14 protein-coding genes are annotated in these 15,030 nt (G+C 61.8%); 11 read left to right on the forward strand and 3 right to left on the reverse strand.

What is annotated here, in order from left to right:
* Nucleotides 1–10: 10 nt before the first annotated feature.
* Nucleotides 11–334, forward strand: a complete 324-nt coding sequence (locus tag ATY76_RS14010; RefSeq protein ID WP_088675358.1) for a phosphoribosyl-ATP diphosphatase — start codon at nt 11–13, stop codon at nt 332–334.
* Complete coding sequence (gene coaA, locus ATY76_RS14015) at nt 331–1,326, forward strand: type I pantothenate kinase (protein WP_088675359.1); 996 nt, start codon at nt 331–333, stop codon at nt 1,324–1,326. The genes ATY76_RS14010 and coaA overlap by 4 nt, the downstream gene beginning before the upstream one ends.
* 14 nt (nt 1,327–1,340) lie before the next feature.
* Here coaA and ATY76_RS14020 read toward each other — a convergent pair whose 3' ends face one another.
* The 3 genes from ATY76_RS14020 to ATY76_RS14030 form a co-directional block, all read right to left on the reverse strand.
* Entirely contained in the window at nt 1,341–1,952 is a 612-nt protein-coding gene (locus ATY76_RS14020; protein ID WP_088675360.1) for an alpha-ketoglutarate-dependent dioxygenase AlkB, read from the reverse strand.
* A gap of 1 nt (nt 1,953) precedes the next feature.
* The gene (arfB, locus tag ATY76_RS14025) at nt 1,954–2,391 is read right to left on the reverse strand and encodes an alternative ribosome rescue aminoacyl-tRNA hydrolase ArfB (protein WP_088675361.1); all 438 of its coding nucleotides are present in this window, start codon (nt 2,389–2,391) and stop codon (nt 1,954–1,956) included.
* Nucleotides 2,392–2,497: 106 nt separating this feature from the next.
* Nucleotides 2,498–4,108, reverse strand: a complete 1,611-nt coding sequence (locus ATY76_RS14030; protein ID WP_088675362.1) for a phosphoenolpyruvate carboxykinase — start codon at nt 4,106–4,108, stop codon at nt 2,498–2,500.
* A 339-nt stretch (nt 4,109–4,447) separates the two neighbouring features.
* Between ATY76_RS14030 and ATY76_RS14035 the strand changes: the two genes are divergently transcribed.
* The 9 genes from ATY76_RS14035 to ATY76_RS14075 all read left to right on the forward strand — a co-directional run bounded on the left by ATY76_RS14035 (nt 4,448) and on the right by ATY76_RS14075 (nt 15,028).
* Nucleotides 4,448–5,185 (forward strand): response regulator transcription factor, encoded by a 738-nt coding sequence (locus ATY76_RS14035; RefSeq protein ID WP_190233656.1) that lies wholly within the window; start codon nt 4,448–4,450, stop codon nt 5,183–5,185.
* Nucleotides 5,186–5,264: 79 nt separating this feature from the next.
* Complete coding sequence (locus tag ATY76_RS14040) at nt 5,265–7,055, forward strand: sensor histidine kinase (protein ID WP_088675364.1); 1,791 nt, start codon at nt 5,265–5,267, stop codon at nt 7,053–7,055.
* Nucleotides 7,052–7,501, forward strand: a complete 450-nt coding sequence (locus ATY76_RS14045) for a serine/threonine protein kinase (RefSeq protein WP_088675365.1) — start codon at nt 7,052–7,054, stop codon at nt 7,499–7,501. Before ATY76_RS14040 ends, ATY76_RS14045 begins: the two co-directional genes overlap by 4 nt.
* 150 nt (nt 7,502–7,651) lie before the next feature.
* A complete protein-coding gene (locus tag ATY76_RS14050) occupies nt 7,652–8,053 on the forward strand; it encodes a PTS sugar transporter subunit IIA (protein ID WP_088675366.1) in 402 nt (133 codons plus the stop codon).
* Nucleotides 8,054–8,062: 9 nt separating this feature from the next.
* Complete coding sequence (locus ATY76_RS14055; RefSeq protein ID WP_088675367.1) at nt 8,063–8,338, forward strand: HPr family phosphocarrier protein; 276 nt, start codon at nt 8,063–8,065, stop codon at nt 8,336–8,338.
* 247 nt (nt 8,339–8,585) lie between these two features.
* The gene (gene ahcY, locus ATY76_RS14060; RefSeq protein ID WP_088675368.1) at nt 8,586–9,986 is read left to right on the forward strand and encodes an adenosylhomocysteinase; all 1,401 of its coding nucleotides are present in this window, start codon (nt 8,586–8,588) and stop codon (nt 9,984–9,986) included.
* A gap of 203 nt (nt 9,987–10,189) precedes the next feature.
* Complete coding sequence (locus ATY76_RS14065) at nt 10,190–12,775, forward strand: PAS domain-containing sensor histidine kinase (protein WP_088675369.1); 2,586 nt, start codon at nt 10,190–10,192, stop codon at nt 12,773–12,775.
* Entirely contained in the window at nt 12,772–14,283 is a 1,512-nt protein-coding gene (gene tsaE / locus ATY76_RS14070) for a tRNA (adenosine(37)-N6)-threonylcarbamoyltransferase complex ATPase subunit type 1 TsaE (protein ID WP_088675370.1), read from the forward strand. The genes ATY76_RS14065 and tsaE overlap by 4 nt, the downstream gene beginning before the upstream one ends.
* A gap of 13 nt (nt 14,284–14,296) precedes the next feature.
* Nucleotides 14,297–15,028: a nucleotidyltransferase family protein gene (locus ATY76_RS14075; RefSeq protein WP_088675371.1), complete on the forward strand. Its 732-nt coding sequence runs from the start codon at nt 14,297–14,299 to the stop codon at nt 15,026–15,028.
* Nucleotides 15,029–15,030 lie beyond the last annotated feature (2 nt).

Consider the following 15,030-nt stretch of genomic DNA (forward strand, 5'->3'; position numbering starts at 1 on the left):
AAGCGCAGATATGAGCGGATTTTCCCTTTCCGACCTCGAAAGGATCGTCGCGGAGCGGTCGAAGGCCTCGCCGGATCAATCCTGGACGGCCAAGCTCGTGGCCGCCGGCCAGCCGAAGGCGGCAAAGAAGCTCGGCGAAGAGGCGATCGAAGCGGTGATGGCGGCGGTGACCGATGACCGCGACAATCTGACCTATGAAGCCGCCGACGTGCTCTATCATCTCTTGGTCGTATTGCGGATTGCTGAAATACCGTTAGAGAATGTCATGGCCGAACTCGAGCGCAGAACCGCGCAGTCCGGCCTCAAGGAAAAGGCCAGCCGGCAGAGTTCATGAGTATCGCGACTGAGATTATCGGGGTGCCGGAAACGTTGGATCACTTCCAGTCGGAATCCTATTCGCCCTACCATTTCTTCTCATCCGAACAATGGGCGAAATTTCGAGCCGACACGCCGCTGACGCTGACCAGCGACGAGGTCAAGCGGCTGCGCTCGATGGGCGACCCGATCGACCTCGACGAGGTCCGGCGAATCTATCTCTCGCTGTCGCGCCTGCTGTCGTCGCATGTCGAATCCTCGCAGATGCTTTTCAACCAGCGCAACCGCTTCCTCAGCATGTCGGATGTGACGAAGACGCCCTTCGTCATCGGCATCGCCGGCTCGGTCGCCGTGGGAAAATCGACCACCGCCCGTATCCTGAAGGAGCTCCTCGGGCGCTGGCCCTCCAGCCCGAAGGTCGATCTGATAACCACCGACGGCTTCCTGCACCCGAACGCCGTGCTGCAGCGGGAAAAGCTGATGCAGCGCAAAGGCTTCCCGGAGAGCTACGACACCGGCGCGATCCTGCGCTTCCTCTCCGCGATCAAGGCGGGGCAGCCGGATGTGAGGGCGCCCTGTTATTCGCACCTCGTCTATGACGTGCTGCCGGACGAATACAAGATCGTCGACCGGCCCGACATCCTGATCTTCGAAGGCATCAACGTGCTGCAGTCGCGCGACCTGCCGGCCGATGGCAAGATCGTGCCGATGGTTTCCGACTTCTTCGATTTCTCGATCTATATCGATGCGGCGGAAAGCCAGATCCATAACTGGTACGTGACCCGCTTCATGCGCCTGCGCGAAACCGCCTTCCGCGATCCCAATTCCTATTTCCACCGCTACGCGTCGATCACCGATGCGGAGGCGCTCGAAATCGCCGAAGATCTCTGGACGAACATCAACCTGAAGAACCTGCGCCAGAACATCCTGCCGACGCGGCCGCGCGCCGATCTCATCCTGAAAAAAGGCAAGGACCACCTGATCGAGCAGGTTGCGCTCAGGAAACTATAGCAGGCGATCAATTTTCACGAATGGACGCGTCGCAGCGTCAAATTGATGCGGCCGCCGTTCTTCAGCAGCGTCGACGTCCCGGGATGAATGCGGTCGACGCCATGGAAACAGAGCCTCCCCTCGCCGCCCAGCACGACCAGATCGCCGCTCGCAAGCTTGAAGGATAGCGTGCGATCATTGCGGTTGAGGCCGCCGACCCGAAAGAGGCAGCTGTTGCCGAGCGAGATCGAGACGACCGGCGCCTGCAAATCCCTCTCGTCCTTATCCTGATGCAGGCCCATGCGGGCATCGTCGGAATAGAAATTGACGAGGCAGGCTTCCGGCGGCTTCCCGTAGCCGGAGACATCGTTCCAGATGTCGAGCAGGGGCTGCGGCAGATCGGGCCAGGGCCTGCCGGTTGCCGGATGTGTCGGCTGATAGCGATAGCCGCGTTCCTTGTCCGTTACCCAGCCGAGCGGCCCGCAATTGGTCATCCTGACCGACATCGGCTTGCCGGTGCCGGGCATGACGGGCACGAAAAGCGGCGCCTCGGCGACGACGGCGCGGATCACTTCGACCAATTCTTCCTGACGCGCCCGGTCGAGATACCCGGGGAGATGGCGGATGCCGTTCAGCAGACCGGGCATGTCATTCGCCGCCGCCGGGGCGGCCGCGCATTTTCTTGACTTCGGAGCGGCCGGATTTTTCTTTCAGGCGCCGCTCGACCGAACCCTTGGTCGGCTTGGTCTTCTTGCGCGGCGGCGGCGGCGGCTTGGCCGCCTCCAGAATCAATTCCTTCAGCCGCTCGCGCGCATCCTCGCGGTTGCGGTCCTGGCTGCGAAAGCGGCTAGCCTCGATCATCAGCACGCCTTCCTTCGACATACGCCGGCCGGCGAGCTTGATCGCATTGGCCTTGACGCGATCATTGAGGGAAGGCGAGTTCGGGATGTTGAAGAACAGCTGGACCGCGGTCGAGACCTTGTTGACGTTTTGCCCGCCCGGGCCGCCGGCCAGAACGAACTGTTCCGTCAGCTCCCATCCTGATATGGTGATCCTGTCATCAATATAGAGCGCGTCGCTGGCCATGCGGCGTTCTATCTCATATCAGCCGCCAATTGAAAACATCGGCTTCGCAAGCAAAACCCGGCAATCCCTAGATGCCGGGTTTCACGTGAGTCAAAGACCCTTTTTCTTATTCGGCTGCGACCTTTACGCCGGGGGCGGCATCGCGGACGCCGCCGTCGACGTGGTTCTCGAACTTGGCGAAGTTGGCGATGAACATCGAGACCAGCTTTTCGGCCTGGGCGTCATAGGCTGCCTTGTCGGCCCACGTCGAGCGCGGATCGAGAATGCCGCCATCGACGCCGTTGACGGAGACCGGCACGGCGAAGCCGAAATTCGGATCCGCGCGGAATTCGACCTGGCCGAGTTCGCCGCTCAGCGCGGCCGCAAGGAGCGCACGCGTCGCCTTGATCGGCATGCGCTTGCCGGTGCCGTAGGCGCCGCCGGTCCAGCCGGTATTGACCAGCCAGCAGTTGACGCCGTGGCGGCTGATCAGATCCTTCAGCAGGTTGCCGTATTCGGCCGGATGCCGCGGCATGAAGGGCGCGCCGAAGCAGGTGGAGAAGGTCGCTTCCGGCTCGACGACACCCTTTTCGGTGCCGGCCACCTTGGCGGTGTAGCCGGAGAGGAAGTGGTACATGGCCTGATCGGGCGTCAGGCGCGCAATCGGCGGCATGACGCCGAAGGCATCGGCCGTCAGCATGATGATCGTCTTCGGATGGCCGGCGCGGCCGGTTTCCGAGGCGTTCGGGATGAAATGCATCGGATAGGCGCAGCGGGTGTTTTCCGTCAGCGAACCGTCGTCGAAATTCGGCTCGCGGCGGTCGTTCAGCACCACGTTTTCGAGCACGGTGCCGAAGCGCTGCGTCGTCGCGTAGATTTCCGGCTCGGCTTCGGCCGAAAGACGGATGGTCTTGGCGTAGCAGCCGCCTTCGAAATTGAAGATGCCGTTTTCGCTCCAGCCGTGCTCGTCATCGCCGATCAGCGTGCGTGCCGGATCGGCCGAAAGCGTCGTCTTGCCGGTCCCGGAAAGGCCGAAGAAGACTGCCGCATCGCCATCCGGGCCGACATTGGCCGAGCAGTGCATCGGCATCACGCCCTTGGCCGGCAGCAGGTAGTTGAGCACGGTGAAGACCGACTTCTTCATCTCGCCGGCATAGGATGTGCCACCGATGAGTACGAGGCCGTTGGTGAGATCGCAGGCGATCACGGTTTCCGACCGGCAGCCGTGGCGGGCCGGATCGGCCTTGAAGCTCGGCAGGTCGATGATCGTCAGCTTCGGCACGAAGGTGGCGAGCGCCGCCGTCTCCGGGCGGATCAGCAGATTGCGGATGAACAGCGAATGCCAGGCGAACTCCGTGACGACACGGGTCGGCAGGGCATGGCCTTCCTCGGCGCCGCCGACGAGGTCCTGAACGAAAAGGTCCTTGCCCGCGGCATGCGCCAGCATATCGGCGCGCAGCAGGGCGAAATGCTCCGGCGAGAGCGGCTTATTGTTGTCCCACCAGATTTCGCCATCGGTATTGGCGTCGCGAACGACGAACTTGTCGCGCGGCGAGCGGCCCGTGTGCTGGCCGGTGAGGGCCCGAAGAGCGCCCTGAGCGGTCAGTTCGGCTTCACCCCGGCGGATCGATTCCTCATAGAGCGCGGCGGCGGAAAAATTATAGCGAACGCTGGCTGCGCTGCCCAATCCAACCGTTGCAAGCTCCGTTGCCGGGTTATGAACTCCGAACTTTTCCATGGCTAGTTCCCTTTGCTCAGGCTCGTTGCCGTTAAAACTAAGGGCGAAAATACGGGGAGAAATTTTAAAAGACAAGAGACTAAAATTGAGAAAATTCAGTAATATCAAATAATTAATCGATTTAAATTTCCGCCGTTATTTTTAAATCGTTTGAATGCAGCGCGTTGCAACATTTGAATGCACGACTTTGAGTTGCCGGCGAATTTTAAGACAATCCTCCCCTTTATCTTTGCCACAATTTGTTCCACCTTTATCCTCCATAAGCGCATCCGGTCACTGAGACCGCCTGGGGACGACGAAAATCCGGGAGATTGCGCACCGATGATGGAGACCAACACCATGCCGACAATCGCGCTCGTTGACGACGACCGCAACATCCTCACCTCGGTGTCGATCGCACTGGAGGCCGAAGGATATAAGGTCGAGACCTATACGGACGGTGCCTCGGCGCTCGACGGCCTTCTGGCGCGTCCGCCGCAGCTTGCGATCTTCGACATCAAGATGCCGCGCATGGACGGCATGGAACTGTTGCGCCGCCTGCGGCAGAAATCGGATATTCCGGTGATCTTCCTTACCTCCAAGGATGAGGAGATCGACGAGCTCTTCGGCCTGAAGATGGGTGCGGACGATTTCATCACCAAGCCTTTCTCGCAGCGCCTGCTGGTGGAGCGTGTGCGCGCCGTTCTGCGCCGCGCCTCGAGCCGCGAAGCCGCGGCCGCCGGCGGCACGAGCCCGAGCGGCACACCGAAGGCCGGTGCCGTGCAGCAGGCCCGCTCGCTGGAACGCGGACAGCTGGTCATGGACCAGGAACGCCATACCTGCACCTGGAAGGGCGAGGCCGTGACGTTGACGGTGACCGAGTTCCTGATTTTGCATTCGCTGGCGCAGCGCCCGGGCGTCGTGAAGAGCCGCGATGCGCTGATGGATGCCGCCTATGACGAACAGGTTTATGTCGACGACCGGACCATCGACAGCCACATCAAGAGGCTGCGCAAGAAATTCAAGATGGTCGATACCGATTTTGATATGATTGAAACGCTCTACGGAGTGGGATACCGCTTCCGCGAAGCAGCCTGAGCCCAGCCGGCGCGGCGCGAGAGAAAGTTCAGGGTTGCGGGCCGGTTCATCCGGCCCCGCCCTTTGAAAGGGCCTGTCATTGGCACAGTTGGTGCAGGAAAGGGATCTGGACGATGCGGAGGGCGTGAGCACCCGTCGCGTCCGTGGCCGCCGTTGGTCGCATCCCTTCACGCTGATCCGCCGCATCTTCGGCAACGCCGTGTTTTCGAGCCTGACGCGGCGCATCCTGTTCTTCAATCTTGTCGCTCTGGTGGTGCTCGTCGGCGGCATCCTCTATCTCAATCAGTTTCGCGAAGGCTTGATCGACGCCCGCGCCGAAAGCCTGTTGACGCAGGGCGAGATCATCGCCGGCGCCGTCTCAGCCTCCGCGTCGGTCGATACGAATTCGATCACCATCGATCCGCAAAAGCTGCTCGAGCTGCAGGCCGGCCAGAGCATCACGCCGGTGCCGAACGACGAGGATCTCGAATTCCCGATCGATCCCGAGAAGGTCGCCCCGGTCCTGCGCCGGCTGATCTCTCCGACGCGCACGCGCGCGCGCATCTTCGATGCCGACGCCAATCTGCTGCTCGATTCGCGCCATCTCTACTCGCGCGGCCAGGTGTTGCGCTTCGACCTGCCGCCGGTCGAGGAAGAGAAGCAGACCTGGAGCGATTGGTTCGTGACGCTGTTCAACAAGGCGCTGCAGCCGGGCAATCTGCCGCTCTATAAGGAAGCGCCAGGCGGCGACGGTTCGATCTATCCCGAAGTCATGAACGCGCTGACCGGCGTGCGCGGCGCGGTCGTGCGCACAACGGAAAAAGGCGAACTCATCGTTTCTGTCGCGGTGCCGATCCAGCGCTTCCGCGCCGTGCTCGGCGTGCTGCTCTTGTCGACGCAGGCTGGCGATATCGACAATATCGTCCATGCCGAACGGCTCGCCATCATGCGGGTGTTCGGCGTGGCGACGCTCGTCAACGTGCTGCTTTCACTGGTGCTGTCGTCGACCATCGCCAACCCGCTTCGCCGTCTTTCGGCAGCGGCGATCCGGGTGCGCCGCGGCGCCAAAACGCGCGAGGAGATCCCCGACTTCTCCGCCCGCCAGGATGAAATCGGCAATCTTTCCATCGCGCTCCGCGAAATGACGACGGCGCTTTACGACCGCATCGATGCGATCGAAAGCTTTGCGGCCGATGTCAGCCACGAGCTCAAGAACCCGCTGACCTCGCTGCGCAGCGCCGTCGAAACGCTGCCGCTCGCCAAATCCGAGGATTCCAAGAAACGGCTGCTCGACGTCATCCAGCACGATGTGCGCCGTCTCGACCGGCTGATCAGCGATATTTCCGACGCCTCGCGCCTCGATGCCGAACTTGCGCGCGTCGATGCCGGCTCCGTCGACATGGAAGTGCTGCTGCGCGACCTGATCGACGTGTCCCGCCAGATCAGGGGCAGCAAGAAGCAGGTGGAGATCGAATATGCGATCGAACGCAAGCCGAACATCAAGACGCGCTTCGTCGTCAACGGCCACGACCTGCGCATCGGCCAGATCATAACCAACCTGATCGAGAATGCCCGCTCCTTCGTGCCTGAGAAGGGCGGCAAGATCACCGTGCGGCTGGTGCGCACACGCTCGCGCTGCGTCACTACCATCGAGGACAACGGTCCCGGCATCCAGGCGGAGAATATCGACCGGATCTTCGAGCGCTTCTATACGGACCGCCCGGAATCGGAAGGTTTTGGCCAGAATTCCGGCCTTGGCCTGTCGATCAGCCGGCAGATTGCTGAAGCCCATGGCGGTTCGCTGAGGGCGGAAAACATCACCGACGGCGAGAACGGACGCATAATCGGCGCGCGCTTCATCCTCGCACTTCCCCTTAACGCCGCCGCATGAGCGAGGCTCCCAACATCCATGCGACGGCGATCGTCGTGAGCAGGACGGGGCTCCTGTTCAGCGGGCCTTCCGGCTGGGGGAAATCGATGCTGGCCTTTACCTGCATGAGCGAGGCCCGCCGGCTCGGCCTCTTCACGGCGCTGGTCGCAGACGACCAGGTGCTTCTCTCGGAAGAGAGCGGCTCGGTGATTGCCTCGTGCCCGCCGACGATCGCCGGGCTGATCGAGCTTCGCGGCACCGGCATCGTCCGGCAGGATCACGTCCCGCAGGCAATCATGCATTATGCCGTCCTGCCCGGCAGCGCGTCCGGTGAAAACCGCGTCCCTCCCGAGGGCGAAATCGTCAGTCTCGCTCCCGGTTTTTCGCTTCCCGCATTGCGGTTGCTCACAAACATCCCCTCGCCGCTCGCTGTCCTGATGGCGAAAGCGCCGGATATCGGGTGCTGAAGGCTTCCGGATTGGTCAATCCGCCTTATATATTTGCATTTTTATCTTGCACTTCGGCTTTTCATCGCCAAGATGTGCCGCCACCGGTGGACGTAATTGCTGCATTGCGATATCTCAGCCACCGTTTGCGGATATGGGAGCAGTAATATCATGATCGGACTTGTGCTTGTCACTCATGGCAAGCTGGCTGAAGAGTTTCGTCATGCTGTCGAGCACGTCGTCGGTCCTCAGAAATTCATCGAGACGGTCTGTATTGGCCCCGAAGACGACATGGACCAGAGACGGCAGGACATTCTGGCAGCCGTTTCCGGTGCAGACGACGGCCATGGCGTCGTCATCCTGACCGACATGTTCGGCGGTACGCCGTCCAATCTCGCAATATCGGTCATGAGCAGCGGCCATACCGAGGTCATTGCCGGCGTCAACCTACCGATGCTCATCAAGCTCGCCGGCGTGCGCGGCGAGAACAACATGGAGAAAGCGCTGGTGGAGGCTTCCGAAGCCGGGCGGAAATACATCAATGTCGCGAGCCGTGTGCTCAGCGGAAAATAACGGGCCTTCATGACGTCGCTTTCCCGGGAACTCCTCATCATCAACAAGCGCGGTCTTCACGCGCGCGCCTCCGCCAAATTCGTGCAGATGGTCGAGAATTTCGATGCCGCCATCACCGTTTCCAAGGATGGAATGACGGTCGGCGGCACCTCGATCATGGGCCTCATGATGCTTGCGGCAAGCCCTGGTTCGAGCGTTCTCGTCTCGGCGAGCGGCAGCCAGGCTGCCGAGGCGCTGGAGGCGCTGGATCAGCTAATCCAGAACAAGTTCGGCGAAGAAATGTGAGCTTACAGCGCCGCGCTTCTTTTGAGACGCGCAAGGGACGCTGTAGCACGTTTTGATTGCTGCATAATTCATCCTCAAATCAATTCCGATTGAAGGAATTATGCAGCGGGCAGAGATCATATAAACATATAAAGACTTCTTTATATCCTTATTGCCATCCCCTGCGAAGCCTGCTAAACGGCGGGCATGCCGTGCGCTTGCTTGCGCCTGCGCCAATTTTGAGACGTTTTTCAGCCTGGAGACCTCTATGAGCACTGAAAAAGATTATGTCGTCGCCGATATCGGGCTTGCGGATTTCGGCCGCAAGGAAATTACGATCGCCGAAACCGAAATGCCGGGGCTGATGTCCTGCCGCGCCGAATTCGGCCAGGCAAAGCCGCTGAAGGGCGCGCGCATCACCGGCTCGCTGCACATGACCATCCAGACGGCCGTGCTGATCGAGACGCTGGTGGCACTCGGCGCGGAAGTCCGTTGGGCTTCCTGCAACATCTTCTCGACGCAGGATCATGCCGCTGCCGCGATCGCCGCTGCCGGCGTTCCGGTCTTCGCCATCAAGGGCGAGTCGCTCGAGGATTACTGGGTCTATACCGACAAGATCTTCCAGTGGGCCGATGGCGGCCTTTCCAACATGATCCTCGATGACGGCGGCGACGCCACCATGTACATCCTGCTCGGGGCCCGCGCCGAAGCCGGCGAGGACGTGCTTTCCAACCCGCATTCCGAAGAAGAGGAAATCCTCTTCGCCCAGATCAAGAAGCGCCTTGCCGCTTCCCCCGGCTGGTTCACCAAGCAGCGCGACGCCATCAAGGGCGTTACCGAGGAAACCACGACCGGCGTCAACCGCCTCTACCAGCTCAGCCAGAAGGGCCTGCTGCCCTTCCCGGCGATCAACGTCAACGATTCCGTCACCAAGTCGAAGTTCGATAACAAGTACGGCTGCAAGGAATCGCTGGTCGACGGCATCCGCCGCGGCACCGACGTCATGATGGCCGGCAAGGTTGCCGTCGTCTGCGGTTACGGCGACGTCGGCAAGGGTTCTGCCGCTTCGCTCTCCGGCGCCGGCGCCCGCGTCAAGGTGACCGAAGCCGATCCGATCTGCGCCCTGCAGGCCGCCATGGACGGTTACGAAGTGGTTCTGCTCGAGGACGTCGTTTCCTCGGCCGATATCTTCATCACCACGACGGGCAACAAGGACGTCATCCGCATCGACCACATGCGGGAGATGAAGGATATGGCGATCGTCGGCAATATCGGCCACTTCGACAATGAAATCGAAGTCGCTGCGCTGCGGAACCTCAAGTGGACGAACGTCAAGCCGCAGGTCGACCTGATCGAATTCCCCAAGGGCAACCGCATCATCCTTCTCTCCGAAGGCCGCCTGCTCAATCTCGGCAACGCGACGGGCCATCCGTCCTTCGTCATGTCGGCTTCCTTCACCAACCAGACGCTGGCGCAGATCGAGCTTTTCACCAAGCCCGGCCAGTACGAGAACAAGGTCTACATCCTGCCGAAGCACCTCGACGAGAAGGTCGCGCGCCTGCATCTCGACAAGCTCGGTGTGAAGCTTACCCAGCTTAGCGAAGAGCAGGCTGCCTATATCGGCGTCTCGCCGAAGGGCCCGTTCAAGTCCGACCACTACAGATATTGATCTCATCATCAATATCCACAAGATGTAGAAGCCGCGGCATTGACAAATGCCGCGGCTTATTTTTTGGACGCTCCCTTCCCGCCGATTCCCTTCCGAAGTATTGTTTTAAGACTTGATTCGTGGCGTCGGACCCGATCCGTTCGCCCCGAAAATGGGATGTCTTGTCGTAATGCGGCACATTGAAGGACGGAGACATACCGCGGATGTCGAAAATGAAAAACAGCCTGCCCCGTCAGGCGGATGACGGCGCTCGCGCCGGTCGCCGCCCGTTTACGGCAGGCCAAGGATATAAATCTGCAACGGCACACGAGGCCGCAAAGCAAGAGCATGGATCATTGGCGCGCTTCCTGAAAACCTGCGCGGCCGGCACAGCGCTTGCCGCGCTGGCGCGGCCGGTTCTGGCACAGACCGAGCAGCAGGCGGCGGCCTCGGCTCACCTCTTCACATCCTCGCAGGTGGTCGGCGTTTCCGTCGTCATCGGCGTCATATCGGCAGCTCTGCTTTCGACGCTGTGGCTCGTGCGCCAGCGCGGCAATCTGGAAAGCGAGAGCCGGGAAATCCGCTCGGCGCTTTCCGATGCACAGCAGCGCATTTCGCAATACCAGGCGCTGATCGCCGATAAGAACCGGCGGATCGTCATCTGGGACGGCAATACGCGCCCCGAGCTTCTCGGCCAGCTTCCGCCGGAAACCGGCGCACCGCAGGACGGCGAGTTCCTGGCCTTCGGCCTGTGGCTGAAATCACGCTCGGCCTCCGACCTGGAAAAGGCGATCGACCGGCTGCGTGACGGCGCACAAAGCTTCGACATGGTGGTCGAAACCATTCGCGACGAAGTCCTCGAGGCGCAGGGCCGGGTTTCCGGCGGGCGCGCCTTCGTTCGCTTCGTGGCGCTCAACAATCTGCGTGCCGAACTCGCCGAGCTCAGGATCGAGCGCGACCGGCTGATGACCTCGATCTCGGCCTTCCAGACCATGCTCGACGCGATCGACATGCCGGCCTGGCAGCGCGACCCGGCGGGCCGGCTGACCTGGGTCAACCAGGCTTACGGCGAGGCGGTCGAGGCGCGCACGCCGCAGCAGGCGATCAATGAAGGCCGCGAGATGCTGACGACCGTGGCGCGCGAACGCATCCGCGCGACGACGACGCCGGAATCGCCCTTCCACGACACGATCTCGACGGTGGTGCGCGGCAACCGCACATTCTTCGACGTCGTCGACGTCAAGGTTCCCGGCGGCTCGGCCGGCATTGCGGTCGACGTTTCCGATATTGAAGCGGTGCGCGCCGAGCTGGAACGGACGCTGAAGAGCCACGCCGAAACGCTCGACCATCTCGCCACCCCGGTCGCCATTTTCGACGGCGACCGCAGGCTGCAATTCTACAACCAGGCCTTCGTCGCCCTCTGGGAGCTGGATATCGCCTTCTTGGAAGGCCGGCCCGACAATAGCGAGCTGCTCGAGCGGCTGCGCGCAGCCAAGAAACTGCCGGACCAGCTCAATTGGAAAAGCTGGAAGGAAGCAGCCCTTTCCGTCTACCGCGCGCTCGACACGCAATCCGATCTCTGGCACCTGCCGAACGGGCAGACGCTGCGCGTCTTCGCGACCGCCCACCCGCAGGGCGGCGCCACCTGGGTGTTCGAAAACCTGACCGAACAGGTCGATCTCGAAACCCGCTACAACACGCTGGTCAAGGTGCAGGGCGAAACCATCGACCATCTCTCCGAAGGTGTGGCGGTGTTCGGCCCCGATGGGCGTATTCGCCTGTCGAACCCGGCCTTCCGCGCGCTCTGGGGGATCACCGAGGCCGAAGCCAAGCCCGGCACCCATATCCGCGCGCTCGGCGAGGCCTGCGCGCCCTCCTATGACCGGCCGGACGGCTGGAAGACCTTCGCCGAACTGATCACCAGTTTCGACGACGAACGCCGCTCGGGCCAGGGCACGCTGGAACTCTTCTCCGGCCTCGTGCTCGATTACGCCGTCATCCCGCTGCCGAACGCGCAGACCATGCTGACCTTCGTCAACATGACGGACAGCGTGCGCGCCGAGCGGGCGCTGACCGAGAAGAACGAAGCGCTGCGCAAGGCCGACGAGCTTAAGAACGACTTCGTGCAGCACGTGTCCTACGAGCTGCGCTCGCCGCTGACGAATATCATCGGCTTCACCGACCTGCTGCGTACGCAGGGCGTCGGGCCGCTGAACGAACGGCAGGCCGAATATATCGACCACATCTCGACCTCGTCCTCGGTTCTGCTGACGCTCGTCAACGATATTCTCGACCTGGCGACCGTCGATGCCGGCATCATGCGGCTGAACTATGCGGAGATCGATCTCAACGACCTGCTCGACGACGTCTCGATGCAGATCGCCGATCGCCTTCATGAGAGCGGCGTAGCGCTCGAAATCACCGCGCCGGCCTATCTCGGCTCGATCGTCGCCGATCCGCAGCGGCTGAAGCAAATCCTGCTGAAACTGCTTTCCAATGCCGCGAATTTCTCGCCCGAGGGCACTTCGATCTCGCTCGAATGCCGCCGCGAAGGCACCGATTTCGTCTTCGCCGTGAAGGATCACGGCCCCGGCATCTCGCCCGACATGATCGCGACCGTCTTCGACCGCTTCGCGACGGGAGCAAAAAGCGGCAAACGCGGCGGCGCCGGCCTCGGTCTCTCGATCGTCGACAGTTTCGTCAGCCTGCATCATGGTGACGTGACGATCGACAGCGAGCCGGGCAAGGGCACGACCGTCATCTGCCGCATTCCCTCGGTCGATATCCCGCATTCCGCCGCCGCCGAATGACGACCGGCGACGCGATCTCGCTTTTCCTGAAGGACGAGGCGGCCACCATTCGTTTCGGCGAAGATCTGGCGCTCGCCCTGAAGGCCGGCGATTGCCTGGCGCTCTCGGGCGATCTCGGCGCCGGAAAATCCTCGCTCGCACGCGCCATCCTGCGCGCCATGGCCGATGACGAGGGTCTGGAAGTTCCAAGCCCGACCTTCACGCTGGTGCAATCCTACGATCTCAGAATCCCCGTTTCGCACTTCGACCTCTACCGGCTGGGCGACCCGGCCGAACTGACGGAACTCGGCTTCGACGAGGCACTGCAGAACGGCATCTGCCTGGTCGAATGGCCCGAGATGGCCGAGGGCGAATTGCCTGAAACACGCATCTCGCTGCGACTTGAACATGAAGGCGCCGGCCGCCGCGCGACGATTGCGGCGGCTGAAAAAACCGCGGCCCGTATCCGCCGCGTGCTTGATATCCGCAGCTTCCTTGCCGATGCCGGCTATGGGGAAGCCAGGCGGCGGTTTCTGATCGGGGATGCGTCGCTGCGCGCCTATGAATCCGTCTTTCCCAAGAAGGGCGAACGCAAGATCCTGATGGACTGGCCGCCGCTGCCGGACGGGCCGCCGGTGCTGGACGGCAAGCCTTACCCCAAGGTCGCCCATATCGCGGAAAACGCTTATCCTTTCGTGGCGGTCGCCAATGCTTTGCGCGAACGGGGCTTTGCGGCGCCGGAGATCTACAAGGTCGATTATAACAAGGGCATCCTGCTGATCGAGGACCTCGGCAGCGAAGGCGTGCTCGATGATGCCGGGCGGCCGATCGCCGAGCGTTACCGGCAAAGCGTCGCCTGCCTTGCGCATCTTCATTCCATGCAGATTCCGAGGGATATCCCGGTCTCAGCCACGCATACGCACCATATTCCCGACTTCGACCGCACGGCGATGAAGATGGAAGTGCGGCTGGTGCTCGACTGGCATATTGCCTGGAAGCGCGGCACGGCGCCGACGGATGCCGAGCGCGAGGAATATCTTGCGATCTGGGACGATCTGATCGACGAGCTGAAATCGGCTGAAACCAATCTGCTGCTTCGCGACTTCCATTCGCCGAACATCATCTGGCGCGGGCATGAAAGCGGCATCCGCAGGATCGGCATCATCGACTTCCAGGATTCGATGATCGGACCGACCGCCTATGACCTTGCCTCCATCGTCCAGGATGCGCGCGTCACCATCGAACCGGATCTTTTCAGGCAGCTGATGGACGATTATCTCAAGATCCGCCGCGCACAGGCAGGCTTCGACGAAGGCGAATTCATGAAGGCCTGGGCCATCATGTCGGCACAGCGCAATTGCAAGCTTGCCGGTCTCTGGGTGCGGCTGTTGCAGCGTGACGGCAAGTCCGGCTATCTCAAGCACATGCCGCGAACGCTTGCCTATCTCCGGGTCGCACTCGAGCACGAAACGCTTGCCCCCTTGCGCGATTGGTGCGCAAGGGCTGGAATAGGCCAAAGCGAATCATAAGTTCCGGATCAGCATGACGATCAGACAAGCCATGGTACTGGCCGCGGGTCTCGGGACCCGCATGCGCCCGATCACCGACACGATCCCGAAGCCGCTGGTGAAGATCGACGGCAAGCCGATGATCGACTATGCGCTGGACTCGCTCGTCGCTGCCGGCGTCGAACGGGCCGTCGTCAACGTTCACCACCATGCCGGCCAGATGCTCGACCATCTCGGGAACTATCGCAGCCTCGACATCGTCATATCAGACGAGCGGGAAGCGCTGTTGAATTCCGGCGGCGGGCTGGCCAAGGGCCTGACGCTGCTCGGCCGCGATAACCTCTTCGTCATGAACGCCGATCTCTTCTGGATCGGTGAAAAGCCGGGGCGGCCGACGAATCTCCAACGCTTAGCCGGATTCTTCGATGCCGCGCGCATGGACATGGCGCTGCTCTGCGTCAGGATCGAGGATACGACGGGCCATAACGGCAAGAATGATTTCAGCCTTGCCGCGGACGGCCAGCTGACCCGGTATCGCGACGATCCGTCCAATCCCGTCGTCTATGCCGGGGCGATCGTCATGAACCCGGCGCTGTTCGACGATGCGCCACAGGATGCCTTCAACCTCAATATCTATTTCGACCAGGCGATCGCGCGCGGCCGGCTGTTCGGCCTAGTGCTCGAAGGCCATTGGCTGACTGTGGGCACACCGGAGGCGATCGGCGAAGCGGAGGAAACGATCCGCAGGTTGCGGGCGTTCGCGTGAGC

The organism is Rhizobium sp. R339, from assembly GCF_002211395.1.
Lineage (GTDB): Bacteria > Pseudomonadota > Alphaproteobacteria > Rhizobiales > Rhizobiaceae > Rhizobium.